Here is a 24229-nt window from a genome sequence, read left to right as displayed (position 1 = left end):
CGCTCCGGACGGCCGCCGCGACCTTCTGCAACCCCTCGGCGCTGGTGCCCAGCGTCCACTCCGCGATCGGCAGCCGCTCCGCCTCGTAGGTGTCGAGCAGCGCGTCGCCGGCCTCGCCGTTGATCACCGCCGCCAGCTTCCAGCCCAGGTTGTAGGCGTCCTGGATGCCCGTGTTCATGCCGAGACCGCCGGTCGGCGGATGCACGTGCGCCGCGTCACCGGCCAGGAAGACGTTGCCCACACGGAACTTCCGCACCATGCGGACGTTCACGCGGTAGGTCGACAGCCAGGTCGGATTGCTCAGCGTCACGCCCGACCAGCCGGTCATCTCGTCGAACAGGCGCTGGAACACCTCCAGCGACGGCTGCTCGCCGAGCGGCTCGGGCGGCACGATCTGCACCTGCCACTGCGGAACCGTGCGAAACGGGGCCAGCGCGTAGTAGCCGTTCCCAATCCACATGTGCCAGTAGTCGGGGTCCAGGCCGCTGACCTCGACGTCGCCGAGCATCATCAGCTGGTCGCCGTCGGCGGTCACGCCCTCAAACGGCACGCCCAGCAGCTTGCGGACCGTGCTCCGGCCGCCGTCGCAGCCCACCAGGTAGTCGTGGTCGATCCGGCCGTGGTTCGTGGCGCCGTCGAGGTCGAGCAGCTCGGTGTCCAGCTCCACCTTGACGCCGTGCTCGGCCAGCCGGTCCCGCAGCGCCTCCTCGACCTTCCACTGAGGAAGGATCAACGCGCTCCCGGCGGCGTCGCGGGTGTGCTCGCCGTTGACGTACATCCGCATCGTCATGTGTCGGCCGGCGGCCAGGATCTCGTCCCGGATCCCGAGGTCCGCGAACACCTCCAGGGTGCGGTCCTGCACCCCCTTGCCCCGCGAGCCGGCGAAGTAGGCCGGCGCCTTGTCGATCACCCGCACCGGCACGCCGCGCCGGGCCAGGTCCAGAGCCATGGTCAGGCCCGTCGGGCCCGCCCCCACCACCAGCACCGTCATCGTCTTCCCCCTGTCAGTCCGTCCAACAGCAGCGCCACCATCTGGTCGCGCAGTTGCGTCATGTCCCGCTCGGCCAGCACCGCCGGGAACCGCCCGGCCATCGCCGGTGTCCCCATCAGCGTCATGACGGCCGTCGCGTACAGCACCTCGAACGCCACGTCGGCCCGAAAAGTGCCGGCCTCGACGCCACGTTCATGCAGGTCGCGCAGTTCGGCCGGGAGCGCGTCGGCCGGCAGTGGCGGACGGACACCCCAGCCGCCCAGCCCCTCCTGCATGGCCAGCGGGACCAGCAGCGGCCGGCTGTGCACGAGGTCGAACAGCGTGCAGAACGCCAGCCGCACCCCTTCGTACGGCTCCAGCTCGGCGGCCTCGGCCATCGCCTGGCGCCAGGCCTGCCCCATGCCTCCGAACTCACGCTCGACGACCGCCCGGAACAGCCCTTCCTTGCTGCCGAAATGGTGGTAGATCATCCGTTCGTTCACGCCCGAGCGCTCGACGATCTCCCGCACCCGCGTCCCCTTCAGCCCGCTGCGCGCGAACTCCTCGGCGGCGGCCTGCAGCAACGCGTCCCGGCTGTCCATGCAGTAAATGTTTACTGCATGAGGCCGGGGTGTCAAGCAACAGGTTTCTGACAACTGCTCGGTACGGTCGCCGGACATGAAGGCACTCTGGGCGGTCGTGGCTGTTGCGCTGGGGATCACCGCCGCTCCGGCGCAGGCCGAGACCTACGACGTGGGCTCGGTCACGTACAACCTCGGCGACCAGGCGTTCACGCCGCCGGCGTCGATCGGCTACGACGGCCGCAACGAGCTGGACGGGGTGGTGTTCTACCCGCGGGACCTGGCCCACGGCACGCATCCGCTGATCATGATCGAGCACGGGCTGTGGGACACCTGCGCCGTCGGCACGGGAACCCAGGACTGGCCGTGCCCGAGCGGCGTCGGCCAGATCCCGAGCTACCGTGGCTACGACTACCTGGCGAAACAGCTGGCCAGCCAGGGGTTCGTGGTGGTCTCCATCGGCGCGAACGGCATCAACGCCACCTCCTTCGGGCAGGCGCCGACGGTGTACTACACCCGGGCGGCGCTGATCAACGCCCAGCTGGCGATGTGGCAGCAGCTCTCGGCGACGGGCGGTGGACCGCTCAAAGGCCAGTTCACCGACGCCCAGGGCCACAAGTCCACAGTGGACTTCAAGGGACATGTGGACCTGACCGACGTGGGCACGATCGGGCATTCCATGGGCGGCGGCGGTGTCATGCAACAGATCGCCGACATCCGCCACGACGAATGGCCGCCCGGTGTGAACGTCCGGGCGACGTTCGCCTTCGCCCCGACCGACAACTGGAACGGCGAGATCGTGACCAAGGTGCCGTTCGCCACCATGTGGGGCACCTGCGACCAGGTCAACACCGGCTCCTATTTCCAGCAGTCAAAGGGAAAGAACGCCGTCCCGATCTACCGGTACACGCTGACCGGCGGCAACCACGACTTCTACAACACCCAGTGGTCGCCCAGCAGCGGGCAGGTCGCGGGGCACGACGACGCCGTCCCGGGCACCAGGCCCGGCTACTGCCAGGCGTGGATCCCGGGCCAGACAACGCATCCGGACCAGAAGGAGCTGACCGAGCAGCAGCAGCGGACGATCGCCTCGACCTACGTCACGGCCTTCTTCCAACGGCACCTCAAGGGCAACAAGGCCGTCGACCCGCTGCTGGACGGCAAGGTCAACCCCTTCGACGCCGTGAAGACCGACTTCAGTCCGTGAGACGGTCGGCGCGGGCGTTGAGATACCGCTGCTGGGGCAAGCTCATGGCCAGGCGAGCCGCCTCCCGGTACGACGCCCGCGCCGCCGTGCGGGAACCCGCCATCTCCAACAGATGGGCGCGCACGGAATGCAGACGGTGGTCGTCGCCGAGGCGATCATCCAACAGCGCCAAGCCTTTCAGCGGGCCCGTCGACCATCGCGAACGATGAGCGGGCGCGCCAGCGGTTTCACTTTCTTAAGTGATAGCACGTCTGGGCGCCCGCTTAGCACCTCCGACGATTAGAATAACTTCGACCTATATTCCATTCGTAGAGTTGCATAGTAAACGAATGGCCGATCTTCTAACGGAGTTCGGCACTCCCAAAGAATTAGACCCAAGCAAATGCGGTCCACCTTGAAAGGCGAATTTCACGGATCAAGTTCCTGGCCCTTGATACCGCGCAGCTGGACCCTGGCACCCGGACGCGTGACAAATGGCAGCGGCGCTGGGCCTGGTGCCGTAACCCCTTGTTTCCTGAAAGGGAAACTCACGTGTCCACGCGGCAGTGACCAGGTCGATGCCCTCGGCGATGTCCTTGGCATGCCACAGGTTCCGGTCCTGATCGGCCATCGCCACCAGCTCGCCGTAAGGGCCCGTGCGGGCCGGCCGCCGGGCGTCGGTGAGCAGCATCAACGCCAGCAGCCCGGCGACTTCCGCGTCATCGGGCCGCAGCCGGCGCACCATGCGGGCCAGCCGGATCGCCTCCGCCGTCAGCTCGACCCGACCCGGGCCGGCATAACCCTCGTTGAAGATCAGGTACAGCACGTGCAGCACCACCGGCAGCCGGTCGTCGGCCGGCAGGCCGAACGGCACGCCGCTGGCCTTCACGGTCTGCTTGGCCCGGCCGATCCGCCGGGTCATCGTGGCCTCGGGCACCAGGAACGCCCGGGCGATCTCGGCGGTGGTGAGGCCGCCGACCGCCCGCAGCGTCAAGGCGATCTGCGACGACGGCGACAGACTCGGGTGGCAGCACAGGAAAAGCAGCACCAGCGAGTCGTCGGTCGACGGCGCGTGCTGCGAAGGCGGGAGCCAGGCGCTTTCCCGGCGCTGGCGGGCACTTTCGCTGCGCAGCAGGTCGGTCAGCCGCCGGGACGCCACGGTGATCAGCCACGCCTTGGGGTCGTCCGGCACGCCGGCCGGCCACTGCTGGGCGGCGGCGAGCAGCGCTTCCTGCACCGCGTCCTCGGCGATGTCGAAGTGCCCGTAGCGGCGGACGAGGGCAGCGAGGACCTGCGGCGTCAGCTCCCGCAGCAGGTCCCCGTGGCCGGTCACAGCTCGTGGCGGCTTTCGGCGACGGGCCGGATGTCGATCACCACGTCGGCCCCGGCACCGACCGGACCGGGCACGTGGAACAGCCGGGTGGCGATCTCCGTGGCCCGGTCGTAGCTGTCGCACTCGACCACCCAGTAGCCGGCCAGGACCTCCTCGGCCTCGGCGTACGGGCCGTCGGTGACGACCATGGCGCCGTCCTGTTGCCGCAGGCGGCGGGCGTGCACCGGGGCGGTCAGGCCGCGGGTCTCCACCAGCTCGCCGGACTCGGCCAGGTCGTTGTTCAGCTTCTCCATGTACGTGCCCATGGCCTCGAAGTCCTGGGGCGTCCAGCTCGGGCCGCCGTCGGTGGGCCGACCGGCCATCGCGTCGTAGTCGCGCTGCGAGCCGTAGGCCAGGATCAGGTATTTCACGGTGCCGCTCCTCTTGTCGGGACTGTCACCGGGAACGTCGGCGCGGCGCGCCACTTCCGGACATCGTCCCTCGAAAACTGCCCCGATGAGTCCGTCCGACCCACTCACATGCACCCGATCGGGGGCGTCGCCTAGGAGTTTCCCCAGTTCCAGGCGCTTTTAAACGTACGTTCTATACAAGCGTACGGAACGTGTGTATGTTTTGAGCCATGACACACGCCACGCAAACACCCCGCCTCGCCGGACGGCGCGAATGGATCGGCCTCGCCGTCCTGGTGCTCCCGCTGCTCCTGGTGTCCATGGACATGACCGTCCTCTACTTCGCGATCCCGTCGATCTCCTCGGCCCTGGCCCCCAGCGGCACCGAGCAGTTGTGGATCATCGACATGTACGGCTTCGTGCTCGCCGGCCTGCTCATCACGATGGGCAACATCGGCGACCGGATCGGCCGCCGCAAGCTCCTGATCATCGGCTCGGTCATCTTCGGCCTCGCCTCCGTGGCGGCCGCCTTCGCCACCGACCCGACCACCCTGATCGTCGAACGAGCCATCCAGGGCATCGGCGGCGCCACCCTCATGCCGTCCACGCTTGCCTTGGTGCGCAACATGTTCCACGACGAGAAGCAGCGCCGCTCGGCCATCGCCGTGTGGTCGGCCGGCCTGTCCGCCGGCGCCGCGCTGGGCCCGATCGTCTCCGGCCTGCTGCTGAACTGGTTCTCCTGGGGCTCGGTCTTCCTGATCAACGCCCCCTTCGTCGTGCTGCTGCTGATCCTGGTCCCGACGCTGGTCCCCGAGTACCGCCTGCCCAAGGGCCAGGCCGGCAAGTTCGACTTCGCCTCCGGCCTGCTGTCGCTGGCCGGCGTGCTCTCGATCATCTGGGGCCTCAAGGAGACCGCGGTCAACGGCTTCTCCACCCTGCCGGCCGTCGCGATCGTCGTCGGCGCCGTCCTCGGCTACGTGTTCGTCCGCCGTCAGAAGACGCTCCAGCACCCGATGATCGACCCGCAGCTGTTCCGCAACCGCGACTTCGGCGCCTCCATGACCGTCAGCATCGCCTGCGCGTTCTGCCTGATCGGGTTCGGCATCTTCACCACCCAGTACATGATGGAAGTCCTGCGGATGAGCCCCTTCGAGGCGGCGCTGTGGACGATGGCCTCCCCGGTCGTGGTCACGCTGGTCGTGCCGTTCGTGACGATCGTGGCCCGCACCGTCCGCCCCGCCTACATCATCGCCACCGGCTTCCTCATCGCCGCCGTCGGCTTCGTGGTCATGACCCAGCTTTCCGTCGAGCGCAACATGTTCACGCTGATGGGCGGCGCGATCGGCATCGGCCTGGGCATCGCGATCATCCTGACCTGCATCACCGACCTGGTCGTGGCGGCCGCCCCGGCCGAGCGGGCCGGCGCCGCCTCCGCACTGCTGGAGACCGGCCAGGAGCTCGGCGGCGCCCTGGGCATCGCCATCCTCGGCTCCGTCGGCGCCGCGGTCTACGGCAGCTACTTCACCGCCCACACCCCGCAGAACGTTCCGGCCAACGCGGTCGAGGCGTCCAACCAGACCCTGGCCACCGCTTCGACCGTGGCTCACGGCCTGCCCCAGGCCCAGGCCGACTCCCTGCTGGCCGTGGCCCGCGAGGCCTTCACCAGCTCCCTGCACTACTCGGCGATCGCCGGCGGCATCGTGGCGGTCGGCGCGGCGATCTTCACCATCGCCCTGCTGCGCCGGATCAAGCCCACCCCGCCGGCCCCCAAGGACGAGAACAAGACCGAGGACAAGGAGGCCAGGACCGAGGTGTTCGAGGCAGTGACCGTCTGATGACGAAGTGAGGAACCGAATCGACAAGGCGAGCGCAGGCCGGCCGTCCCCGCCCCCCGGACGGACCGGCCTTCCTCGCACCTGACCTTCCGTCGCCGGCGCATCGACACGTTTGCGTGGCGCAACGACAACGACCGCCGGCGACGGATCACCACCCGGCAGAAGGCCCCGCACCCCCTGGTGCGGGGCCTTTTCCTGTCACCAGCCGCGGCGTGACAGCGACCGCCCGAGCGAACCCAGCATGAGGAACACCAGTCCGACGCCGAGCACGATGCCGCCCGGCGAGAGGTCGTCGATCCCCGGGAACTGCGGGCGGCCGAACTCGTCCTCCATCGTCGACATCACGATGACCGCCTTCACCACGAGCAGCCCGAAGCCGCCCGCGAAGGCCACGGCGCCGATCGCCGTCACCACCTTGACCCAGGCCGGCGCGCCGGACAGATTTTCGTGCCGCTCGGCCCCGCGCCAGGTATTGCTCACGTAGTCGCGGCCGACCGCCATGCCGCTGCCGAAGTTCTGCACGTTCGCGTGCGCCTGGACCTGGTTGAGGAACTGCCGCCCGCCCGCTCGGTCGAGGCGGTCGACCAGCGCGGTCAGCTGCTCCGCGAAGCGGGGGTCGACCGTCGCGGTGTTCTCCACCGCCCGGGCCAGCCGCTGCTGGGCCTGCTGGTTCTTCGGATCGGCGCGAAGATCGCTGACGATGCCGCCGAACTTGCGGGCCACGGCGTTGTAGAGGCCGTTCATGGCCGCCTCCGCGCGCCCTTCCATGAAGCGTTTGGCCGCCCCGCCGAGCAGCGCGACCAGATACGCGACCACCACGCCACCCTCGATCATCAGCCGCTCCCTCGACAGTCGGCCCCACTGATCCCTGTCGGCAGCACGGAGCCCGAAGTAACCGTGCTGATCGGGCGATCCGGCGGAATCACCCGAACGGCCGGAGGGGGTCGATCCGGACCGCGTTCGGCCGGGCACGGTCGGCGACCGGTGCCGTGACTGGGGCGTCGCGGACAAATCGGTAAACTCGGCCAGGTGTCCGAGGAGAACCACGACAGTCCGACCATCCGCATCGGCGGCACCGCGAGCTTCGCGCCGGTCGCGGGCAGCCTGGAGCCGGAACCGCCCACCGAGGACGGGCCGGCGCCGCGCAAGGGGCTGCGGCGGGGCCTGATCGCCGCGGGCGGGGTCGTCGGCGTGCTGGTGGTGCTGTACGGCCTGGACCTGTTGCTTTCCTCGGGATCGCTGCCTCGCGGCACCACCGTGGCCGGCGTGGACGTCGGCGGCCTCAGCCGGGCCGACGCGGGAGCAGCGCCTGCACTCGGCGCTGGACGGCCGGATCGCGCAGCCGGTGAAGCTACGGGCCGGCGACGTGGACGCCTCCCTCGACGCCAAGTCGGCCGGCCTCGGCGCGAACTGGTCGGGCACCTTGGACCAGGCCTCGTCCCAGCCGCTGAACCCGTTCGCGCGGCTGACCTCCTTCTTCGGTCAGCACGAGTCGCCATTTGTGTCCACTGTGGACGAGACGGCGCTCGGCAAGGCGCTGGACGGCCTGCGGCCCAAGATCGATCGTGACCCGGTCGAGGGCACCATCCGCTTCGAGGGCACCACGCCCACGGCCGTCAACCCGCAGTCCGGCCGGAAGCTGGACGCCGCCGCGGCCAAGAAGTCCATTGTGGACAACTGGATCGACGGTGCGGCGGTGGCGCTGCCGGTGTCCAGCACCCCGGCCAAGGTCAGCGCCGATGCCGTGCGCGCGGCCGTGGAGAACTATGCCAAGCCGGCGGTGGCCGGGCCCGTCACCGTGAAGGGCGAGGGCAAGGAGGCCACCCTTCAGCCCGCCGCCATCGCCGCCGCGCTGGGCTTCGCGCCCGGTGACGACGGCAAGCTGGCCCCTAAGCTCGACCACGGCAAGGTCGTCGAGGCGCTCAAGCCGCAGCTGGCCAGCACCGAACAGGCCGGCAAGGACGCCGAGGTCGTGATCGAGGGCGACAGGCCCGTTGTGAAGCCATCGGTCGACGGCCGCGGCGTCGACTGGGACAAGAGCCTGGCCGGCCTGGCGGATCTGTTGCCGCACAAGGACAATCGCGTCGTCACCGCGCAGTACGCCAAGCAGCCGGCCAAGCTCACCACCGAGCAGGCCAACCAGCTCGGCATCAAAGAGGTCGTCGGCGAGTTCACCACCGGCGGCTTCGTCGCCGACTCCGGCGTCAACATCCGGGTGGTGGCCGAGAAGGTCAACGGCGCCGTGGTGAAGCCGGGGGAGACCTTCTCCCTCAACGGCTACACCGGTCCGCGCACGGCCCGGCAGGGCTACGTCGAGGCCGGCATCATCGAGAACGGCGCCCCCGGCAAGGCCGTCGGCGGCGGCATCTCGCAGTTCGCCACCACGCTGTACAACGCCTCCTACTTCGCCGGCATGGCCGACGCCGGGCACACCGAGCACAGCTACTACATCAGCCGCTATCCCGCCGCCCGTGAGGCCACCGTCTTCCAGAACCCCGACGGCAGCAGCGTCATCGACCTGAAGTTCTCCAACGACGGGCCCACCGGCCTCGCCATCCAGACCATCTGGACGCCGCAGAACATCACCGTGCGGCTCTGGGGCACCAAGCGCTACCAGGTCGAATCCGTCCCCGGCGAGCGCACCAACTTCGTCGACCCCCAGCCCCGCCCCGGCCCCGCCGCCAACTGCCACGCCTCCGCCGGCGGCCCCGGCTTCACCGCCACCGACACCCGCGTGATCAAGGACCTCGCCGGCCGCGAGGTCTCCCGCCACACCCGCAAGAAGGTCTACGACCCCGCCCCCAAGATCACCTGCGGCTGACCGGGGCTTTCTTTCACTTTTCGGCCGGCCGGTTTATCGCCGAACGGCGACATTCGGCGTAAACCGCCGGTCGAAAAAGGTGATCACTCGGCACTGTTACAGCCCGTGAAATGCCTTCACTCGATCGTGTGACAGTTGATGTGAAATCGTGGCGTCGGCGGGTAGAACGTAGGGCAGTGGTGGCTCCCCGAGATCGGAGAAGGAACCCGATCGGCCGATCGGTGCGCCGCCGACCGCCGTTTTTGGCCCCGAGTTCACGCGGAGCGAGCACTGAGACGCGCTTATCGAACAACATTCGACGTGCTGGCGCACGCCGTGACCCAGTGCAACGCCGATCGAATCAACTCGGCCCTTGTTCTGGTCGGCGATCCGGGCGGCGTGGTCAACTTCCGGGACGGCGCGGTGATCGCGGTGCACAGTCCCGGCGCGCCCGGCGTGGCGATGCTGCACGAGGGCCCGCCGGACCGGGTCGGGGCGGCCATGGCGGACGCGGCCTTCGCGATCGCCGTCGGCGGCATCTCGCACTATCTCATCGACGACACCGCCGACGTGCTGTCGCCCACCTCGGCCGGGATCTCCCCGAGCCGGCTGCTGGGGCAGGTCGCCGTCCGGCTGGCGGTGCTCGCCGCGTCGCCTTGCCCGGTGTCGCCCTACCGGGAGCGGCCGGTGCCGACCGGTCGCGCGGAACCGGCCGCTGAGCTGCGGGAAATCGTCACGCATGCCACCGGCGGCGCACGGCCCGGGACATCGCGTTCGCGATCGGGCGGGGCGTCCACTCGGTCACCGTGGACGTCGCCCGGCTGCTGGGCGAGGACGTGCTGGCCATAACGCCCGCCGACACGTTCACCGGCCGCGTGCACCACCCCGCCGCCGCGCTGCGCCCCCGGCTGTCGCGGCCGGCCGGCGTCGAAGCGGCGGGGCCGCTGCCCGTGCGGCGTCCCGGGCGAGCGGGCCCGGGGCCGTAGCGGTGGGTCGCCTCGCCTGGCGTCGGCCGGCCTTTCTGAAAGGGAAAAGGAAGAACGTGGACTATGACGCGCTCGCCGTCGAGTTGCGCAAGCTCAGGGAAACCGTGGCCGGCGTGACGGACACGGTGATCGCGGCGGTCGACGGAATTCCGATAATCTCCGACGTCGCCGAAAGCGTCGATCCGTTGAACATCTCCGCGCTGGCCGCCGCCAATCTCGGTATCGCCCGCCAGGCCGCCGAGGTGACCGGCCAGGGCGCCCTGCATCAGACCGTGGTGTTCAACAGCGATGGCTACATGGCCGTGTACGCCATCGGCCGCATCGCGCTGCTGGTCGTGCTCGGCGACGGCGGCCTGAATCTCGGCCGCCTGCTTTACGAATCGCGGCCCGTGACCGACCGGATCAGTTCGATTCTCACCCCGTAGCCGTTCCCAGCCAAGGAAGTGTGTCCGATGAACATCGATACCGCACTGAAGGAAGCCATGTCCATCGCCGGCGCCGTCGGCGTCGCGCTGGTCGACTACGAGAGCGGCATGTCGCTGGGCACCAGCGGCGGCGGCGACTGGCTGAACCTGGAGCTGGCCGCCGCCGGCAACACCGAGGTCGTGCGGTCCAAGCTCCGGGTCATGTCCACCCTCGCGCTCAACGACAGCATCGAGGACATCCTGATCACGCTGCACCGCCAGTACCACCTGATCCGGCTGATGAACTCCATGAAGAGCCGCAGCTCGCTGTTCCTGTACCTGGTGCTGGAGCGGGAGTCGGCCAACCTCGCGCTGGCCCGCCACCACCTCAAGCGCATCGAGTCCGACCTCCAGGTGTGAGCCGGGCGGGCTGCGGGTCAGCCGTGGTCGGCCCGCAGCCCGTCCAGGTGCACGGCGAGGAACCGGCGCCAGCCGTCGGGGCGGCACCGGATCACCTCGGCCATCGCCTGGTACAGCGTGACCAGGTCGGCCGGCTCGAAGTCCGGGCGCACTGCCCGGCATGCTCGACCGCGGCCACGGCACCTTCTTGATCGCCGGCGGCCTCAGCGCCGTGCGCCCCATGCCCATGCTCGGCCCCGTCGCCGTGCTCTCCGCCGCCCTGCGCAACTACGCCGTCACCCTCAACGCCACCCTCGCGGACACCGGCGTCTACGCCGGCGCCCGCACCATCGGCGGCCTCATCGAGCGCGGCGACATCCACACCCGCCAGACCTCCGGCGGCCCCGCCCCCTTCGGCACCCTCAACCCCGACCACATCGCCGACGCCGCCTGGGACCTGCACACCAAGCGCGACCGCGCCGAGGAGATCTTCAGCGTCTTCGCTGACCGCCCCGGAAAACACGTAAGGCCCGCCACTAGGTGGCGGGCCTTACGTTCACCCGGTGAAAGGTGCCTGGGTCTGGGGCGGAGCCCCAGAAGACACGACCCGGGAGCTTCGCTCGCGCTGTCCGCGAGCAGAGCTCTCCCGATCGGTGCCCTGGGTAGGATTCGAACCTACGACACACGGTTTAGGAAACCGATGCTCTATCCCCTGAGCTACCAAGGCGCTCTGAGCAGCATACCGGTAGCACGTCCGGCCGCGCGGTGGTGGGTGGATCCGCCGGGCGGAGTAGTAACGGTCACAGTCGGTGCGGGTCGAGCCGGCCGGTAGGCCGACGAACAGGGGAACTTTGCCCCGGCCGGGCCCGTCGTCCCGCATAGTCGCAAGGGCACGACGATGGGAGGAGCGGCTGTTGACCACCGACGCGACCCGGCTGCTGGAGCGGACCCGCCTGGACGCCAGGCGGGCGACGCGGCGGTTCGTGGAGCCGACGGGGTTCCTCGACGCGCTGGCCAAGCTGCTGAGCAGCCGGGCAGTGGTGCTGGCGGGGCCGCCGGGCTCGGGACGGCGCACGGCGGCGACGGTGCTGCTGGACCGGCTGGGCGGCCTGCACCTGGTCGAGATCGCGGTGGACGACGAGGCGACGCTGGCCCGGCACCCGGTGGCGGCGAAAGAGGGCTACCTGCTGGACCTGACCTCGGCCGATGACGCGACGGTGGACCAGGTCAAGGCGGCCCTGGCGGAGTTCACGGCGACGCTGGACCAGGAGGACAGCTCGCTGGTGGTGATCGTCGACGACGATCGGGCGGCGGGCTTCGAGGCGATCAAGCTGCCGGCGCCGGAGCCGGGAGAGGTGCTCAAGGCGCACCTCGCAGGCGCGGAGTTCAACGCTGTTCCCGGCAAGCCCCCGGCCACCTCGGCCGAAGCGGTGCGGCTGGCAGAACTGCTGCTGAGCGTCGAAGATCCACGGCTCGTGGCGGCGGCCTACAACCGGTGGAAAGGTCGGCTGCGCAAGCAGTTCGACCAGCACGAGGAGGTGCCCTGGCGGGCGCTGCTGCTGGCGGCGGCGTTCCTGGAAGGCGCGCACCAGGACGTGGTGGACGCCGCGGCGGAGGCGTTGTTGGCGGAAACCCGTTACGAGGGGCCGAAACCGCATCCGCTGGCCGGCCCGGGTCTTGCCGCTAGGCTGGCCGGCATCGGCGCATTCGCCGGCACGGTCACGTTCTCCACGCCCGGCTACGCCGACGCCGTGATCGACTACGTCTGGTCGGAGTTCCCGACGCTGCGAGAGCCCTTGGTCGACTGGCTGATCGGGTTACCGGCCAACCTCCCGGGCGAGGACTGCGCCCGGCTTGCGGCCAGGGTGATCGGACTCGGGGCGCCAGCGGTGGTCAAAGTCGTCACGGCATGGGCGGAAACCGCTATCCCGCTGGCCCGTGGACTGCTCGCGGCGGCCGTGCTGGACCCGGTGATCGGTCCGGACATGCGCCGGGTGATCAAGGACTGGTCCCGGCGGCGCGACTTACCCAGGGCGCTGAGCGAGGTGGCGATCGCGGTCTGCGGCGGCGAACTCGGCAGCCGGTTCCCACACATCGCGCTGACCCGGCTGGGCAGCTTCGTCACACGGCCGGAGCTGACGGATCAGGTGGCCTCGGCACTGTCCACAATGGCCGGTGAAAGTCAGTTCGCCCAAGTGGTCACGAGATTGGCCCGCTGGCTCAGGGAAACCGACGAGGCGAGACGGGCGCTGGCGGTGCGGGCGCTGCTGGACGAGGCGGCGGCCCAGCCGCAGCACCGGGAAACCCTGCTCAACCTGCTGGTGCAGGCGGCCGGCGGCCGGCCGAGCGAGCTGGGCGCCCTCGACCTGGCGGCCTTCGAGTGGCGCCGCGACGGCGGCTCCCGCGACGTGCACGACCAGTTGCAGACCAAGCTGAACGGGGTGGATCCGCTGCTGCGGTCCGCGATTTCGAGCTGAAACAAGGGGAACGATGCCAACGGATCCGTGGTCGGAGGTCAAGCCGACGGTGCGCGGCAAGATGGGCGGCTGGTGGTCGCGCTTCCTCCGACGCCGCCAACAGGCCGAACACGACTGGATCTACGGCAAGGAGCCGGGCGTCGCGGTCCAGCTGCGGCAGCCGCCGCCCGCGCCCAAGCGGCCGACCGTGGTGTTCACGGCCGTGCTGCCCAGCGCCGTGCCGCACGCGGAGTTCACCGCGACCTGCACCGTGGCGTGGGAGGCCATCGGCGAGACCACCCACTCTAAGCCGGAATCCATTGCCCGCAGCGACATCGAGCGCCGTGCCGCCGCCATCCTGACTGGCGGCCGGGTGACCCAGTGCGAGCAGTTCCAGCACAAGCTGGAGGCCGAGCTCGGATACGTGACCAAGCTGGAGGACGCCCGGATCGCCGTGCAGCTGGTGGAGATCGAGCTGACCTGCGCCGACGAGGCCAAGGCGGCGACGGAGCTGTTCGAGGAGCTGCAACGGCGACGGCTGGTACGCGGCTGGGACCGCGACCTCAAGCTGGACGAGCTGCGCCACCTCAAGGACGACATCCTCAGCGATCCGGCGATGGCCACCGTGTGGTGGCTGCAGAACAACGACAACCAGGTCGACCAGGCCGTCGAGATGTCGGCCAAGCTGCGCAAGCTGGCCGAGATCATGACCGAGAGCGACGAACGGTCCACAACGGACACTGTGGCGTCCCTTGTGGACCGTTTCGTCGATCGCCTGCCGGACGGGGCCCGCTGGCGGCTGCTCAGCAACCTCGCGGACGTCTTCTCCCACTACGGCAGCCCGGATCTGGCCAACGAGCTGCCGCAGCTGGACGGGGGCGGCCGGGACCGCCCCCGCCCGGCTCACAGCGAGTAGATCTGGAATTCGTAGAGCGAGTAGCCGTACTTGGTGCCGCGCTGCACCCCGTTCATCCGCACGTAGCGTGCGTCGGTCGCGGTGAACGCGTCGTTGTCGGAGCCGCCGTCACCGGCGGCCGTCGACCACACCGTGCGCCAGTTCGCGCCGTCCGTGGAGACGTCGATGCTGTATCCCTTGGCGTAGGCCGATTCCCAGGACAGGACGGCCCGTCCGACGGTCTGCACGGAGCCGAGGTCCACGGTGATCGACTGGTTGTCGCTCCAGTCGCTGGCCCACCGGGTGTCCGCCTTGCCGTCCACCGCGAGACTCGGCGGCGAGTCGTAGGCGCCGGTCTCGTGGCTGGTCGAGGTGACGGTCCTGCCCACGGCCAGGTTGGCCACGTTGTCGCCGCGGTGCGCCGGGTACTGCACGACCTGCTGGTAGGTCGGGCGGTTCTGCCAGCTGATCTTGTCGTCGGTGACGCCGCCCAGCGGCCGCTGGATGATCGAGTCGGCGCACCACTGGTCGCCGGCCGCGCAGTCCGCGTCACCCGGGTACACCTGCGCCGCCGTCTGGCCGACCGCCTGCTGCAGGCTGGTCAGCAGCGACTGCCGGCACGAGGCCAGGTTGCCGTTGCCGCAGAACGGCCGGGACAGGCCGCCCTGCACGGTGTCGCCGAGCACCGCGCGCAGGTCCTTGTCCGCGTACGACCACCAGCCATACTGGAACGAGGATCCCTTGTGCGGCTGCGAAGCGTTCGCGTCGCCGTCAACGGAGCCGATGTTCTGGCCGCCCGACGGGGACTCGTTGACCTGGATCGCCCCGGTCATGGTGGTGAACAGGTCGTTGCCCATGGCCGGCTGGAACTCGCCCTGCACCAGCAGCGACCACCAGGCGTCCATGATCCGGATCGCGTCGGCGTTCGCGTAGGCCTTGCTGCCCGGCGTGGTCTCCAGGCGGTGTGAGCCGGCCTGCTGCCAGGTCGTGAGCTGTTTGACCGCTCCTGCCAGCGTCGGATCGGTGATCGGCTGGCTGTTGAGCACCCGCAGCGCCTCGGGCAGCACGTCCTCGGCCCGCAGGTCCGCGTTGGCCGCGTCCTCCATGGCCCCGGCCAGCGACGCCCGCGTCACCTTCTGGCCGCTGGAGACCAGCTTCTTGACCCGGCTGTCCAACAGGTTGACCCGGTGCACCGAGCCGTCACCGTAGGAGGCCTCGCTGAAGTCCTTGGCCTGCTTGTTGTTCCAGCTGACGTAGTAGTCCTGGTCGATCGAGTTCGGGTGCTGCGACGGCGTCGTGTAGCTGGCGACGTTGCTCGTCGGGTTCCAGCCCTGCCACTCGTACTGCTGGTCGGCCCAGATCGGCAGGTTCGGGTTGGTGTTCGCGGCCCGCACCGGGTTGTTGCCCGAGTTGTAGTACGCGATGTCCTTGGAGTCGGCGTAGAACCAGTTGAACGTGTAGTTCACGTCCTGGGCGGCCTTCTGGAAACTGGCCGCGTCGTGCACCGCGGACGGGTCGTTGAACTCCTGGAACCCGATGATCGAGTCCACCTCGTGGCGATAGCTGGACCGCAGGCTTGCGTAGGCCACCGGGACGCCGCCGACCGTGGCCCGCGACTGCACTATGCCGTACTTGGTGCGGAACGAGATCAGCGAGTACGAGCCCTCGGCCGTGCCGTCGGCGATCGTCGGCTTCCACGAGTTGTCCCGCTGCAGCAGCTCCATCGGCGTGCAGACGCCGTGGTACAGGTAGGAAGCGGAGTTCTTGGTCGCCGGCTGGCCGTTCGGCTCGCACAGCCGCAGCGCGTACGTGTCGGTGATGTCCTGCCCGGCCGACGTGGCGCTCCACGAGTAGTCCTGGCCTCGGCCGAGCTCCACGTACAGGCTGACGCCGGCGAACGCGGCGCCGCGGGCGCTGATGCCGGGGCCCTGCAGGTCCTCCAGCATCAGCAGCTGCGGCGCGAAGTAGCCGGTCTGCGGGCCGAACACCGCCACCGGGTTGCCGGTGTCGGTGTACTTGCCGGACACCAGCAGCGCGTTGGACATGCCGTGCTTGGCCGTGATCAGGTCGGGCGGCAGCACACCGTTGTCGAAGATGCCGCGCGCCTTCTCCTCGTCGGGGGTCTTGGCGGCCGGCTGGTTGGCCGCCTTCACCTCCGTCGCCGTCGCGGCCGAGCCGGTCGGGTTGAAGATCAGCTGCTGCGGCGTCACCGAGCCCGGGTCGGGCATCGCGACGCCCTGCGGGTTGGCCGGGTCCTGGCCGTACGGGAAGCTGGCGTCGTGGATGGTGGTGACCGCCTCCGGGTCGTTCTGCTCCCGGAACGCGTTCCACACCTTGTCGCCGTCGGTGACGCCGTACTTGGCGTCGGCGGCCAGCTTCACCAGCGCCGACTGCACCTCACCGCCGCCGCCCGAGCCGAACAGGGCGCCGACCACGCTGCCGATCGCCACCATGTCGGTGAGCTTGAACGGGTCGATGCCGCCGGCGTTGGTGATCGGGTCGATGTGCCCGGTCAGGTCGTACTCGCCGGGGAAGGTCCGGCCGTTGTACGCCTGCGTGATGTAGGAGTTGATGCCGGCCACGTAGTCGGTGGCGTCCTGCAGGGCCTGCGCGCCGCGGGCGCCGTGCGTGGCCGCGGCCGAGGTCAGCTGGTCCTGGAGGTCCTGCTCGGTGTACGGGGCGGCCTGCCAGAACGACTGCTCCAGCCCGCGGTTGCCGACCGCGCCGCCGGCGAACGAGGTCAGCTCGCCCCGGCCGACGTGGCGGAACACGTCCATCAGCCACAGCCGGTCCTGGGCCGCCGCGTAGCCCGCGCCGAACTCAGTGCCCGAGCGCGTGGTGCCGGTGACGTGCGGCACCCCGGTCGCCTTGTCGCGCACGATCGTGACGTCCGCGCGGGGCTTGATCGTCGACTCGACCTGGTTGGCGGGCACGCCGAAGGAGGAGTCGTTGAAGAAGGTGGACAGCTGGCCGTTGCTCAGCCCGGTGTAGCCGTTGACCAGGTTGGCGTACTTGCCGAGCTGGTCGTCGGTGTGCGCCGGGCGGCTGCCGGCAACCTTGTTGGCGAGGATCTGCGCCAGCGTGGCGTTGCCGTTCTCACCCGGCGGCAGGATGTCGTTGCACTGCCCGAGGCAGTAGTCATTGTTGGCCGGGGCGGCGGTGGCCGGCGCCGCGGACAGCAGGGTGGTCGACGTCGCCACGATCAGGGTCGCGGCGAGTGCGAGGCGAGAGCTTCGCGACATGCGCAGGGTCCTCTCCTGGAGGGAACGTGACGCACGTTACTTGTGAGTAGTTCAACGCGAAAGAGCTTCACGTTAGACATTCACTCTGAAGGGTGAGCGGGGTGGCCGGATCCGTGGTGCGGTGGATCGACGAGGAACTCGCCCGTGACCAGGGGCGATGGCGCATGCGGGCCAGCGGCGGGGCCGCCGGTCTTGCCGCGATGCTGCACGGGGCCGGACTGGCCGGCGCGGTGGTCTGGACCGTTGGCGGGTGGCTGTTCGGCGGCCTGGCCCTCGTCGCCGCGCGCAGTCTGCGTACCGCCGGACGGCACAGCCTGCCCTGATCGTGCAAGTCGATTCACAGGTTTGGAAACCGTTGATATTTCGGTCCGGGCGTCAAGTCGCGGGAACTTCTAGGCAAAACCGGGACCACATGATGAGATAACACCGCGGTAACCCGTGGTTGCGTCAAGATGAGTAATGCTTGGCTAATGCGAGCACGCAGCGCCGAATCGGGGAGGCGTCCGTTGATCAAAGTGATGCTGGCTGACGACGAGGATCTCGTCCGATCCGGCCTCAGGATGATTCTCTGCAGCGCCGGCGACATCGAGGTGGTCGCCGAGTGCGACGACGGCCTGCTCGTCGCCGATCTCGCGCGGCAGCACCGGCCGCACGTCGTGCTGCTCGACGTGCGCATGCGCTCGGCCGACGGGCTCGTCGCCCTGCGCCGGCTGCGCACCCTGCCCGACCCGCCCCGGGTCGCCATGCTCACCACGTTCGACGTCGACGAGTACGTCTCCGAGGCCCTGCGCCTCGGCGCCTCCGGCTTCCTGCTCAAGGACACCGAGCCCGAGCAGCTCGTCAAGGCCGTCCGCGACCTCGCCCGTGGTGGAGCCGTGCTCGACCCCGGTGTCGCCGCCCGCGTGCTGGCCGCCGTCGCCGACGGCGAACGCGCCGCCGAGCCCGCCCGCCGCCTGCTCACCTCCCTGTCCGAGCGTGAGCGCGAGGTCCTCCAGCTCATCGGCCAGGGCATGTCCAACGCCGAGATCGGCGGCGCGCTGCATCTGTCCGAGGCCACCGTGAAGGGCTACGTCTCCTCCGTCCTCGGCAAGATCGGCGCCGTCAACCGCGTCCAGGCCGCCCTCGTCGCCTACCGCGGCGGCCTCATCGCCTGACCCCGTTCGTTGTGAATGGGCCTCGGCTGCGCGCCGGGGCCCATTCTTTATGGCTGTTGACAATTCTTTATCACTGTTGATCCCTTGCGCCGATCGGGTTGATCTTCACCGGCGGATCGCAGGTGGTTCCTGCCCCCAGGGAGACCGGGCTCCAGATCAACCATCCGGTCGGCAACGCGGCATCGGTCCGGTCGGGAATGCGGGTCGGCTGAGGCCCGCAGGACCACTCCCGGCAAGGGGCGGGTTGGGCGTGCCATAGGTGCTTCGTGGTGATGTCGCCACACGAACAGCCCCCACCCATCCCGGGGGGCGTCCCCAAGCCCACTCTACCCGCGCCGGTCGCTGGTGGATCTTGGTGGCGAGTCGCCTGTGGACGAACGGCGAATGCGGTGGGAGGTGTGGATAACCGGGGGAAATTTGCGGAGTGCAAGTTGCAAGTGGAGTGTCCGTGCTGGGGGAGCCCGGCGCGAAACGGGTTAACTCTCCGAGAGCTCGCCGAGACGGGCCATGGTCTCGTGGACCTCGACACGGTTGCGGCCCTGGCGTTTGGCGCGGTACAGGGCGATGTCGGCGGCCGCGAAGAGCTGGTCGAGCTGGCGGGGCCGCCGGCGACGCCGATGGAGACGGTGGGGCGGCGGGCGGTGCCGAGCACGATGCGCCAGTCGTGCTGGTCGACGGCGGCGCGGATGCGCTCGGCGACGGCGGGGCCGACGTCGGTGCCGGGGCCGGCGTCGCCAAGCAGGACAACGAACTCGTCGCCGGCCCAGCGGGCGACCAGGTCGGCGGCACGGCACTCACGGCGTAGCAGCCGGGCGATCTCCCGCAGGGCGGCGTCGCCGGCGGCGTGACCGGCGTCGTCGTTGACATCCTTGAACCAGTCGACGTCGACGAGCACGAGCCACGGCACCTTGCCCTGGGAAGCGGTGCCCTCCAACAGCTGCTGGGCGGAGCGCTCCAGACCGAGCCGGTTGGCCAAGCCGGTCAGGGGATCCCGGGCGGCGGCCTCCTGCGCGGCCATGGCGAGCTTCTGCGCCTGCACGGCCAGCCGCCGCTGCTCCAACGCCTGCCCGAGCCCCTCCTGCAAGGTCTCGGTGGCGATCCGGCTGGCGGCCACGCTGCACCGCAGCGCGGCGGCCTCGCCGACCTCGTCCTCCATGGCCGCGCAGACGTCGGCGAGGTCGAGGGAGAACCGCAGCAGCAGGGAGTTGTCGTTGATCTTGTTGGCGGCGCTGACGGCCCGGCTGGCCAGGGTCCGCGCCTGCACGAGCTCGCCGAGACCACTGTGCACGCAGCCGAGAACCCAGTTCCCGACGGCGACCGTCCACAGGTCGTCGATCTCCAGGCCGTGGTCGAGCACCTCGGCGGCATGCCGCGCGGCCAGCTCGAGATCGCCGGTGCCGGCCAGGGAGCGGGAGTACGCGCCGAGCAGCGGCCAGTAGCTCACATCGTCCTTGCCGACGAGCGTGAGCCCCTCGCCCAGATGCTGCCGCGCCTCACCGAAGATCTCGTGTGCGTTGACGGGTTTGCCGTCGATGGCACGGAAGTTGAGCGTGCCGCCGAGCCGCTGCAGGCACTGGGCGAGCGCGGAGGGATCGCCGACCTCACGGGCCACGTGCAGTGCCAGCCGCACCATGTCCAACGCGGCCCGCCGGTGGCCGATGCCCTCCAGCAGGTAGCCGAGCTGCCCGAGCGCACGGCACGCGAGCACGCCGGTGGGCCGCTCGGAGTCCATCTCGGTCCAGCCCTCGGCGGCCAGCTCCAACGCGAGCGGGATGCGGCGCAGCCGCCACGCCATGGTCGCGCGGTGCACGAGCAGATAGGACCGGCCCCACCGGTCCGCGCTGGTCGGACCTCGGGAGACGACCTGCTCGAAGAGGGTGTTCGCCTCGCCGAGGCGGCCAGCGTTGAGCAGCAGGCGCACACGCTGATCCTGCTGCGGGAGCTGTCCCCCTACGAGCGAATCGTCCTGCTCCACTGGGTCCTCGACGTCCCCTGCTTCTTCGATGCGGTTCGGCTCGGGCCAGGCTACCGGCCTGGCCGTTGACCGTACCGCTCATGGTGGACAACGTCATCGAGTGGCAACCGTTCACGCCACCCGTGTCGTTCCAGATCGGGAACTTCGGGCAGGTCGCGCACGCTGCCGAGGCACAGCCAGGCCACCGGGCGCACCCCGGCGGGCACGCCGAGCAACCGGCGCAGGAAGTCCTCACGGTAGAAGCTGACCCAGCCGACGCCGAGCCCCTCGGCGGTCGCGGCCAGCCACAGGTTCTCGATGGCCAGGCACACCGAGTACAGGCCGGCGTCGGCGATGGCGTGCCGCCCGAGCACCGCCGGCGAGCCACGTGAAGGGTCGTAGCAGACGACGACGCCGAGGCTGGACTCCAGCACACCCTCGATCTTGATGCGGTCGAACACGGTGGCGCGCTCGGGATCCAGTGAGGCCTGGAACACACCGCGTTCGGCGAGCACATGATCACGGAACTCGCGGCGGACCCGTTCGTCCGAGACGAGCACGAAGTCCCACGGCTGGGAGAGCCCGACACTCGGCGCCGCGTGGGCGGCCCGAAGAACACGTTCCAGCACGGCGGGCTCGATCGGCTCGCCGGTGAACTCGCGGCGGGTGTCCCGCCTGCGGTAGAGCACGTCATAGAGAGGATGCACATGCGCTTCCTACTTGACGCATACGGCCAAGCAGGAAGCGCGTGTGATGTATCTCAGCGCTGCGAAGGTCCCGGATAGGGCAACAAGGCCATTTCACGCGCGTTCTTGATCGCGGTGGCGACCTCGCGCTGCTCCTGCGGGGTCAGCCCGGTCACGCGGCGCGAACGGATCTTGCCGCGGTCGGAGATGAACTTGCGCAGCAGCGTCACGTCCTTCCAGTCCACTCGGGTCACACCCTCCCGGCGCAGCAGGTTCACCTTGCGCTTGGGCGGGCGCCGATCGGTCTTCGCCATGGGTCCCTCACCAACTCGACTTGCTGACGCCAGGCAGCTCGCCCCGGTGCGCCGCCTCACGCAGCCGCAGCCGGGACAGACCGAACTTGCGGAAGAAGCCGCGCGGCCGGCCGTCCACCGCGTCCCGGTTGCGCAGCCGGGTCGGGCTGGCGTCGCGGGGCAGCTTCTGCAGACCGAGCGCGGCGCCCTCGCGTTCCTCCGGCGTCGCCGTCGGGGAGGAGGCGACGAGCTTGAGCTGAGCCCGCCGCTGCGCGTAGCGGGCGACGGTCTCCTGACGACGCTCGTTCTTGGCGATCTTGGACTTCTTCGCCATTCAGCGCTCCTCGCGGAAGTCGACGTGCTTGCGGGCCACCGGGTCGAACTTGCGCAGCACCATGCGGTCGGGGTCGTTGCGGCGGTTCTTGCGCGTCACGTAGGTGAAGCCGGTGCCCGCCGTGGAACGCAGCTTCACGATCGGTCGAACCTCGTTGCGAGCCATTACGACTCCTTCCGGGCTAGAACACCCATTTCGGCCAGGACCGCGTCGATCCCCTTGCGGTCGATGGTCTTGATCGCCTTGGCGGACAGTCGCAGCGTCACCCAGCGTCGCTGTGACGGCACCCAGTGGCGGCGGCGCTGGAGGTTGGGCTCCCACCGGCGGGAGGTCCGCCGGTGCGAGTGCGACACCTGCTTGCCGTAGCCCGGGCGGGCCCCGGTCACCTGGCAGCGCTTGGCCATGCTGCTCCTCCTTGTAACGACATTCGTTTTCAAAAATTCCCTCGGCAGGGTAGCCTGGCCGCTACCGAAGATGGAAATCGTTCTCAACTGGAGGGCTCGTGTCCGTCCCGATCGTGCTGGTCGGGGGCCTGGCGGTGGTGGCAGCCGAACGTGTGGCCGACGGACTGGCCGGCGACGGCACGGCCGTCGTGCACCACGACCTGTGCCGCGTGACCGAGGGTGTGGTGCGGCGACGGCTGCGGCACCGCGGCGAGGACACCTGGACCGTGCTCGAACTGGGGCACGGCTGCGTGTCCTGCACGGTCCGCGAGGACCTGTTGCCGCTGGTCGAGCGGTTGTCCGAGCGGGACGACGTGAGCCGGATCGTGCTGCACCTCGACCCGCGCATGGAGCCGGAGCCGATCTGCTGGGCGCTGGACCGGTCACGAGTGCAGGCCGTGGTCACCGCCGTCAACCACGAGCAGTGGCTCGAAGACGCCACCGGTGACGACTCGATGCACGAACGCGGCCTCGGTGGCAGCGCCGACGACGAGCGCACCGTCGCCCAGGTCGCCGTCGGTCAGGCCGAGTTCGCCGACGTGCTCGTGCTCACCGGCCCGGCCGGCCGACTCGACGCCGTGTTCCGCCGGCTGGCACCGACCGCGCTGCGTGTGCCGCTGGGCAGCACGGACTGGCTCGGGAAGCTGCCGGCCAACGCCCGCCGTGGCCGTCCCGACAGCGCACACGGGCCGCTGCTGCGCGGCGAACCGCCGCTGCACCGGGAGGACGGCTTCGAGCTGCTGCTGTTCAGCGAGCGCCGACCGTTCCATCCGGAACGCTTCCACGCCGCAATCAATGTGCTCCTTGACGGCGAGTTGATGTGACACCTCCGTGTCTCATTCCTATTTAACCCCGTATTACGGCTCCTCGCAACTCTGCGGTGGAGTTCAGATATTTGCCGTAGGCTATGTAGTGAAGCCCCATACGGTCATCGTCCACGTTCCGATTATACCGACCACATCTTAGTGACCGAACTTTGGCCATCTAAATATACTCCCCGCAAACCAACACGAAGAGAAAGGTGTCAGAACAGGTATAGTTATTCCTCGCATGCGACTATCTACGTGAACTTGCTTTGAGGGACAGTCCCTTAATCGAAAGGTGCCGATCCAGCCGCGCGGCGTTGTGCGCACCAAAGGCCGCTTCTGGCTCGCCAGCCGGCCGGACACCGCGCTGTGGCTGGAGTCGGCCGGCGGCGGCCTTCAGATCGGGCATGCCGGTCCGTGGCTGGCCGCCATCGACGACTGGGACGGCGTGGACGCCGACCGCCGCGCCATGGCCGCCTTGAACTGGGATCCGTACTACGGCGACCGTGGGCAGGAGTTCGTCGTGCTCACCGACGGCGCCGACCACGCCGAGATCACCGCCGCGTTGCACGAGGCCCTCGTCACCGATGCCGAGCTGGCGGCCGGACTGTCCGCTTGGGACGGATACCACGACCCGTACCTGTTCACCGACCGTGAGGACGAACTGCGATGAAAAAGGGCATCCACCCCGACTACCACCCCGTGGTGTTCCAGGACTCCTCGACCGGGACGTCGTTCCTGACCCGGTCGACCGCCACCTCGGACCGCACCGTCGAATGGCATGACGGCAACACCTATCCGCTGCTCGTGGTCGACATCACCGCCGACTCTCACCCCTTCTGGACCGGCGCCCAGCGCCTCGTCGACACCGCCGGCCGCGTCGAGAAGTTCAACCGCCGCTACGGAAAGAGGACCCGCTGATGGCCGTCCCCAAGCGCAAGACCTCGCGCGGCAACACCCGGCACCGCCGTGCCCAGTGGAAGGCCACCGCCCCCCGAGCGACGTCGTTGGCCACCACGGCCGAGCTGCGCGCTCGGCTGGCTGCGGTATAGCACCTGTTTTGTCACATGCGCTTCCCATTTG

The 24229-nt window shown here is 69.4% G+C and carries 26 protein-coding genes, 1 tRNA gene and 3 pseudogenes; 15 read left to right on the top strand and 15 right to left on the bottom strand.

Annotated features, from left to right (window positions below; genetic code table 11):
- Both KUTG_RS23085 and KUTG_RS53765 read right to left on the bottom strand, forming a co-directional pair.
- A partial coding sequence (locus tag KUTG_RS23085; RefSeq protein WP_157495598.1) for an FAD-dependent monooxygenase occupies window positions 1–991 on the bottom strand: 991 nt, incomplete at its 3' end.
- Complete coding sequence (locus KUTG_RS53765) at window positions 988–1572, bottom strand: TetR/AcrR family transcriptional regulator (RefSeq protein ID WP_052395280.1); 585 nt, start codon at window positions 1570–1572, stop codon at window positions 988–990. The genes KUTG_RS23085 and KUTG_RS53765, both read right to left, overlap by 4 nt.
- Window positions 1573–1648: 76 nt before the next feature.
- On the opposite strand from KUTG_RS53765, the gene KUTG_RS23075 reads away from it, so the two are divergent.
- Window positions 1649–2758: an alpha/beta hydrolase gene (locus KUTG_RS23075; protein WP_043719470.1), complete on the top strand. Its 1110-nt coding sequence runs from the start codon at window positions 1649–1651 to the stop codon at window positions 2756–2758.
- Here the strand turns inward: KUTG_RS23075 and KUTG_RS55410 are convergent.
- The 3 genes and pseudogenes from KUTG_RS55410 to KUTG_RS23060 form a co-directional block, all read right to left on the bottom strand.
- A complete protein-coding gene (locus KUTG_RS55410; protein ID WP_043719468.1) occupies window positions 2748–2930 on the bottom strand; it encodes a hypothetical protein in 183 nt (60 codons plus the stop codon). The two genes, KUTG_RS23075 and KUTG_RS55410, sit on opposite strands and share 11 nt — an antisense overlap.
- Window positions 2931–3287: 357 nt before the next feature.
- A pseudogene (locus KUTG_RS55405) lies at window positions 3288–4070 on the bottom strand (RNA polymerase sigma factor); the annotation flags it as partial.
- Window positions 4067–4480, bottom strand: a complete 414-nt coding sequence (locus KUTG_RS23060) for a YciI family protein (RefSeq protein ID WP_043730334.1) — start codon at window positions 4478–4480, stop codon at window positions 4067–4069. The gene KUTG_RS23060 and the pseudogene KUTG_RS55405, both read right to left, overlap by 4 nt.
- Before the next feature lie 209 nt (window positions 4481–4689).
- On the opposite strand from KUTG_RS23060, the gene KUTG_RS23055 reads away from it, so the two are divergent.
- Window positions 4690–6294, top strand: coding sequence for an MFS transporter (locus tag KUTG_RS23055; protein ID WP_052395278.1), 1605 nt, complete (start codon window positions 4690–4692; stop codon window positions 6292–6294).
- Between the two features lie 198 nt (window positions 6295–6492).
- Here the strand turns inward: KUTG_RS23055 and KUTG_RS23050 are convergent, their stop codons facing one another.
- Window positions 6493–7128 carry a hypothetical protein gene (locus tag KUTG_RS23050; protein ID WP_043719466.1) on the bottom strand — a complete coding sequence of 212 codons (636 nt, stop codon included), beginning with the start codon at window positions 7126–7128 and terminating at the stop codon, window positions 6493–6495.
- Between the two features lie 231 nt (window positions 7129–7359).
- Here KUTG_RS23050 and KUTG_RS23045 point away from each other — a divergent pair.
- The 5 genes and pseudogenes from KUTG_RS23045 to KUTG_RS23025 all read left to right on the top strand — a co-directional run bounded on the left by KUTG_RS23045 (window position 7360) and on the right by KUTG_RS23025 (window position 10904).
- Window positions 7360–9115 (top strand): annotated as a pseudogene (locus tag KUTG_RS23045) (VanW family protein).
- Window positions 9116–9415: 300 nt separating this feature from the next.
- Window positions 9416–9943 (top strand): hypothetical protein, encoded by a 528-nt coding sequence (locus KUTG_RS23040; protein WP_043719462.1) that lies wholly within the window; start codon window positions 9416–9418, stop codon window positions 9941–9943.
- On the top strand, window positions 9901–10080 hold the full coding sequence (locus KUTG_RS23035) for a hypothetical protein (RefSeq protein WP_043719460.1): 180 nt from the start codon (window positions 9901–9903) through the stop codon (window positions 10078–10080). The genes KUTG_RS23040 and KUTG_RS23035 overlap by 43 nt, the downstream gene beginning before the upstream one ends.
- A 2-nt stretch (window positions 10081–10082) precedes the next feature.
- Window positions 10083–10505: a roadblock/LC7 domain-containing protein gene (locus tag KUTG_RS23030; protein WP_232240905.1), complete on the top strand. Its 423-nt coding sequence runs from the start codon at window positions 10083–10085 to the stop codon at window positions 10503–10505.
- A gap of 27 nt (window positions 10506–10532) precedes the next feature.
- Window positions 10533–10904, top strand: a complete 372-nt coding sequence (locus KUTG_RS23025) for a hypothetical protein (protein ID WP_043719457.1) — start codon at window positions 10533–10535, stop codon at window positions 10902–10904.
- Window positions 10905–10921: 17 nt separating this feature from the next.
- Here KUTG_RS23025 and KUTG_RS65310 read toward each other — a convergent pair whose 3' ends face one another.
- Together KUTG_RS65310 and KUTG_RS23015 are read right to left on the bottom strand one after the other, a co-directional pair.
- The gene (locus KUTG_RS65310; RefSeq protein WP_255360905.1) at window positions 10922–11056 is read right to left on the bottom strand and encodes a hypothetical protein; all 135 of its coding nucleotides are present in this window, start codon (window positions 11054–11056) and stop codon (window positions 10922–10924) included.
- A 481-nt stretch (window positions 11057–11537) separates the two neighbouring features.
- Window positions 11538–11610: transfer RNA gene (locus tag KUTG_RS23015), tRNA-Arg, on the bottom strand.
- 187 nt (window positions 11611–11797) lie between these two features.
- On the opposite strand from KUTG_RS23015, the gene KUTG_RS23010 reads away from it, so the two are divergent.
- A complete protein-coding gene (locus KUTG_RS23010) occupies window positions 11798–13360 on the top strand; it encodes a hypothetical protein (protein ID WP_043719454.1) in 1563 nt (520 codons plus the stop codon).
- Between the two features lie 13 nt (window positions 13361–13373).
- Window positions 13374–14255: a hypothetical protein gene (locus KUTG_RS23005; RefSeq protein ID WP_043719453.1), complete on the top strand. Its 882-nt coding sequence runs from the start codon at window positions 13374–13376 to the stop codon at window positions 14253–14255.
- Here KUTG_RS23005 and KUTG_RS23000 read toward each other — a convergent pair.
- Window positions 14243–17476: a penicillin acylase family protein gene (locus tag KUTG_RS23000; RefSeq protein ID WP_157494714.1), complete on the bottom strand. Its 3234-nt coding sequence runs from the start codon at window positions 17474–17476 to the stop codon at window positions 14243–14245. The genes KUTG_RS23005 and KUTG_RS23000 overlap by 13 nt on opposite strands.
- A gap of 92 nt (window positions 17477–17568) precedes the next feature.
- Between KUTG_RS23000 and KUTG_RS22995 the strand changes: the two genes are divergently transcribed.
- Together KUTG_RS22995 and KUTG_RS22990 are read left to right on the top strand one after the other, a co-directional pair.
- Window positions 17569–17799, top strand: a complete 231-nt coding sequence (locus tag KUTG_RS22995) for a hypothetical protein (protein WP_232240904.1) — start codon at window positions 17569–17571, stop codon at window positions 17797–17799.
- Window positions 17800–17982: 183 nt separating this feature from the next.
- Complete coding sequence (locus KUTG_RS22990; protein ID WP_043719448.1) at window positions 17983–18630, top strand: response regulator; 648 nt, start codon at window positions 17983–17985, stop codon at window positions 18628–18630.
- A gap of 70 nt (window positions 18631–18700) precedes the next feature.
- Here KUTG_RS22990 and KUTG_RS22985 read toward each other — a convergent pair whose 3' ends face one another.
- The 6 genes from KUTG_RS22985 to rpmB all read right to left on the bottom strand — a co-directional run bounded on the left by KUTG_RS22985 (window position 18701) and on the right by rpmB (window position 22301).
- Window positions 18701–20551 (bottom strand): GGDEF domain-containing protein, encoded by a 1851-nt coding sequence (locus KUTG_RS22985; protein ID WP_232240903.1) that lies wholly within the window; start codon window positions 20549–20551, stop codon window positions 18701–18703.
- A 104-nt stretch (window positions 20552–20655) separates the two neighbouring features.
- Complete coding sequence (gene bluB, locus KUTG_RS22980) at window positions 20656–21291, bottom strand: 5,6-dimethylbenzimidazole synthase (RefSeq protein ID WP_043719446.1); 636 nt, start codon at window positions 21289–21291, stop codon at window positions 20656–20658.
- Window positions 21292–21344: 53 nt separating this feature from the next.
- Complete coding sequence (rpsR, locus tag KUTG_RS22975) at window positions 21345–21584, bottom strand: 30S ribosomal protein S18 (RefSeq protein WP_043719443.1); 240 nt, start codon at window positions 21582–21584, stop codon at window positions 21345–21347.
- 7 nt (window positions 21585–21591) lie between these two features.
- Window positions 21592–21897, bottom strand: a complete 306-nt coding sequence (gene rpsN / locus KUTG_RS22970) for a 30S ribosomal protein S14 (RefSeq protein WP_043719441.1) — start codon at window positions 21895–21897, stop codon at window positions 21592–21594.
- Window positions 21898–22062: a 50S ribosomal protein L33 gene (rpmG, locus tag KUTG_RS22965; protein ID WP_043719439.1), complete on the bottom strand. Its 165-nt coding sequence runs from the start codon at window positions 22060–22062 to the stop codon at window positions 21898–21900.
- Window positions 22062–22301, bottom strand: a complete 240-nt coding sequence (gene rpmB, locus KUTG_RS22960; RefSeq protein ID WP_043719437.1) for a 50S ribosomal protein L28 — start codon at window positions 22299–22301, stop codon at window positions 22062–22064. The genes rpmG and rpmB overlap by 1 nt, the downstream gene beginning before the upstream one ends.
- 98 nt (window positions 22302–22399) lie before the next feature.
- Here rpmB and KUTG_RS22955 point away from each other — a divergent pair, with 98 nt between their 5' ends.
- From KUTG_RS22955 to rpmF, 4 genes and pseudogenes are all read left to right on the top strand, one after another.
- Entirely contained in the window at window positions 22400–23164 is a 765-nt protein-coding gene (locus KUTG_RS22955) for a GTP-binding protein (RefSeq protein WP_052395276.1), read from the top strand.
- Window positions 23165–23459: 295 nt separating this feature from the next.
- Window positions 23460–23786, top strand: a pseudogene (locus KUTG_RS22950) (GTP-binding protein); the annotation flags it as partial.
- Between the two features lie 29 nt (window positions 23787–23815).
- On the top strand, window positions 23816–24067 hold the full coding sequence (locus KUTG_RS22945; RefSeq protein WP_043719432.1) for a type B 50S ribosomal protein L31: 252 nt from the start codon (window positions 23816–23818) through the stop codon (window positions 24065–24067).
- Complete coding sequence (gene rpmF / locus KUTG_RS65305) at window positions 24067–24198, top strand: 50S ribosomal protein L32 (protein ID WP_063753553.1); 132 nt, start codon at window positions 24067–24069, stop codon at window positions 24196–24198. Before KUTG_RS22945 ends, rpmF begins: the two co-directional genes overlap by 1 nt.
- Window positions 24199–24229: the final 31 nt, after the last annotated feature.

Source organism: Kutzneria sp. 744 (assembly GCF_000568255.1).
Lineage (GTDB): Bacteria > Actinomycetota > Actinomycetes > Mycobacteriales > Pseudonocardiaceae > Kutzneria.
This window is presented reverse-complemented; position numbering and strand designations above follow the sequence as displayed.

What these genes read in the sequence shown, in the direction of transcription:
- KUTG_RS22945 (WP_043719432.1), top strand. Translation starts at nt 23,816, where the DNA reads ATGAAAAAGGGCATCCACCCCGACTACCACCCCGTGGTGTTCCAGGAC.
- KUTG_RS23055 (WP_052395278.1), top strand. Translation starts at nt 4,690, where the DNA reads ATGACACACGCCACGCAAACACCCCGCCTCGCCGGACGGCGCGAATGG.
- rpmF (WP_063753553.1), top strand. Translation starts at nt 24,067, where the DNA reads ATGGCCGTCCCCAAGCGCAAGACCTCGCGCGGCAACACCCGGCACCGC.
- KUTG_RS23050 (WP_043719466.1), bottom strand. Translation starts at nt 7,128, where the DNA reads ATGATCGAGGGTGGCGTGGTGGTCGCGTATCTGGTCGCGCTGCTCGGC.
- rpsR (WP_043719443.1), bottom strand. Translation starts at nt 21,584, where the DNA reads ATGGCGAAGACCGATCGGCGCCCGCCCAAGCGCAAGGTGAACCTGCTG.
- rpsN (WP_043719441.1), bottom strand. Translation starts at nt 21,897, where the DNA reads ATGGCGAAGAAGTCCAAGATCGCCAAGAACGAGCGTCGTCAGGAGACC.
- KUTG_RS23000 (WP_157494714.1), bottom strand. Translation starts at nt 17,476, where the DNA reads ATGTCGCGAAGCTCTCGCCTCGCACTCGCCGCGACCCTGATCGTGGCG.
- KUTG_RS23075 (WP_043719470.1), top strand. Translation starts at nt 1,649, where the DNA reads ATGAAGGCACTCTGGGCGGTCGTGGCTGTTGCGCTGGGGATCACCGCC.
- KUTG_RS23005 (WP_043719453.1), top strand. Translation starts at nt 13,374, where the DNA reads ATGCCAACGGATCCGTGGTCGGAGGTCAAGCCGACGGTGCGCGGCAAG.
- rpmG (WP_043719439.1), bottom strand. Translation starts at nt 22,062, where the DNA reads ATGGCTCGCAACGAGGTTCGACCGATCGTGAAGCTGCGTTCCACGGCG.
- rpmB (WP_043719437.1), bottom strand. Translation starts at nt 22,301, where the DNA reads ATGGCCAAGCGCTGCCAGGTGACCGGGGCCCGCCCGGGCTACGGCAAG.
- KUTG_RS23025 (WP_043719457.1), top strand. Translation starts at nt 10,533, where the DNA reads ATGAACATCGATACCGCACTGAAGGAAGCCATGTCCATCGCCGGCGCC.
- KUTG_RS53765 (WP_052395280.1), bottom strand. Translation starts at nt 1,572, where the DNA reads ATGGACAGCCGGGACGCGTTGCTGCAGGCCGCCGCCGAGGAGTTCGCG.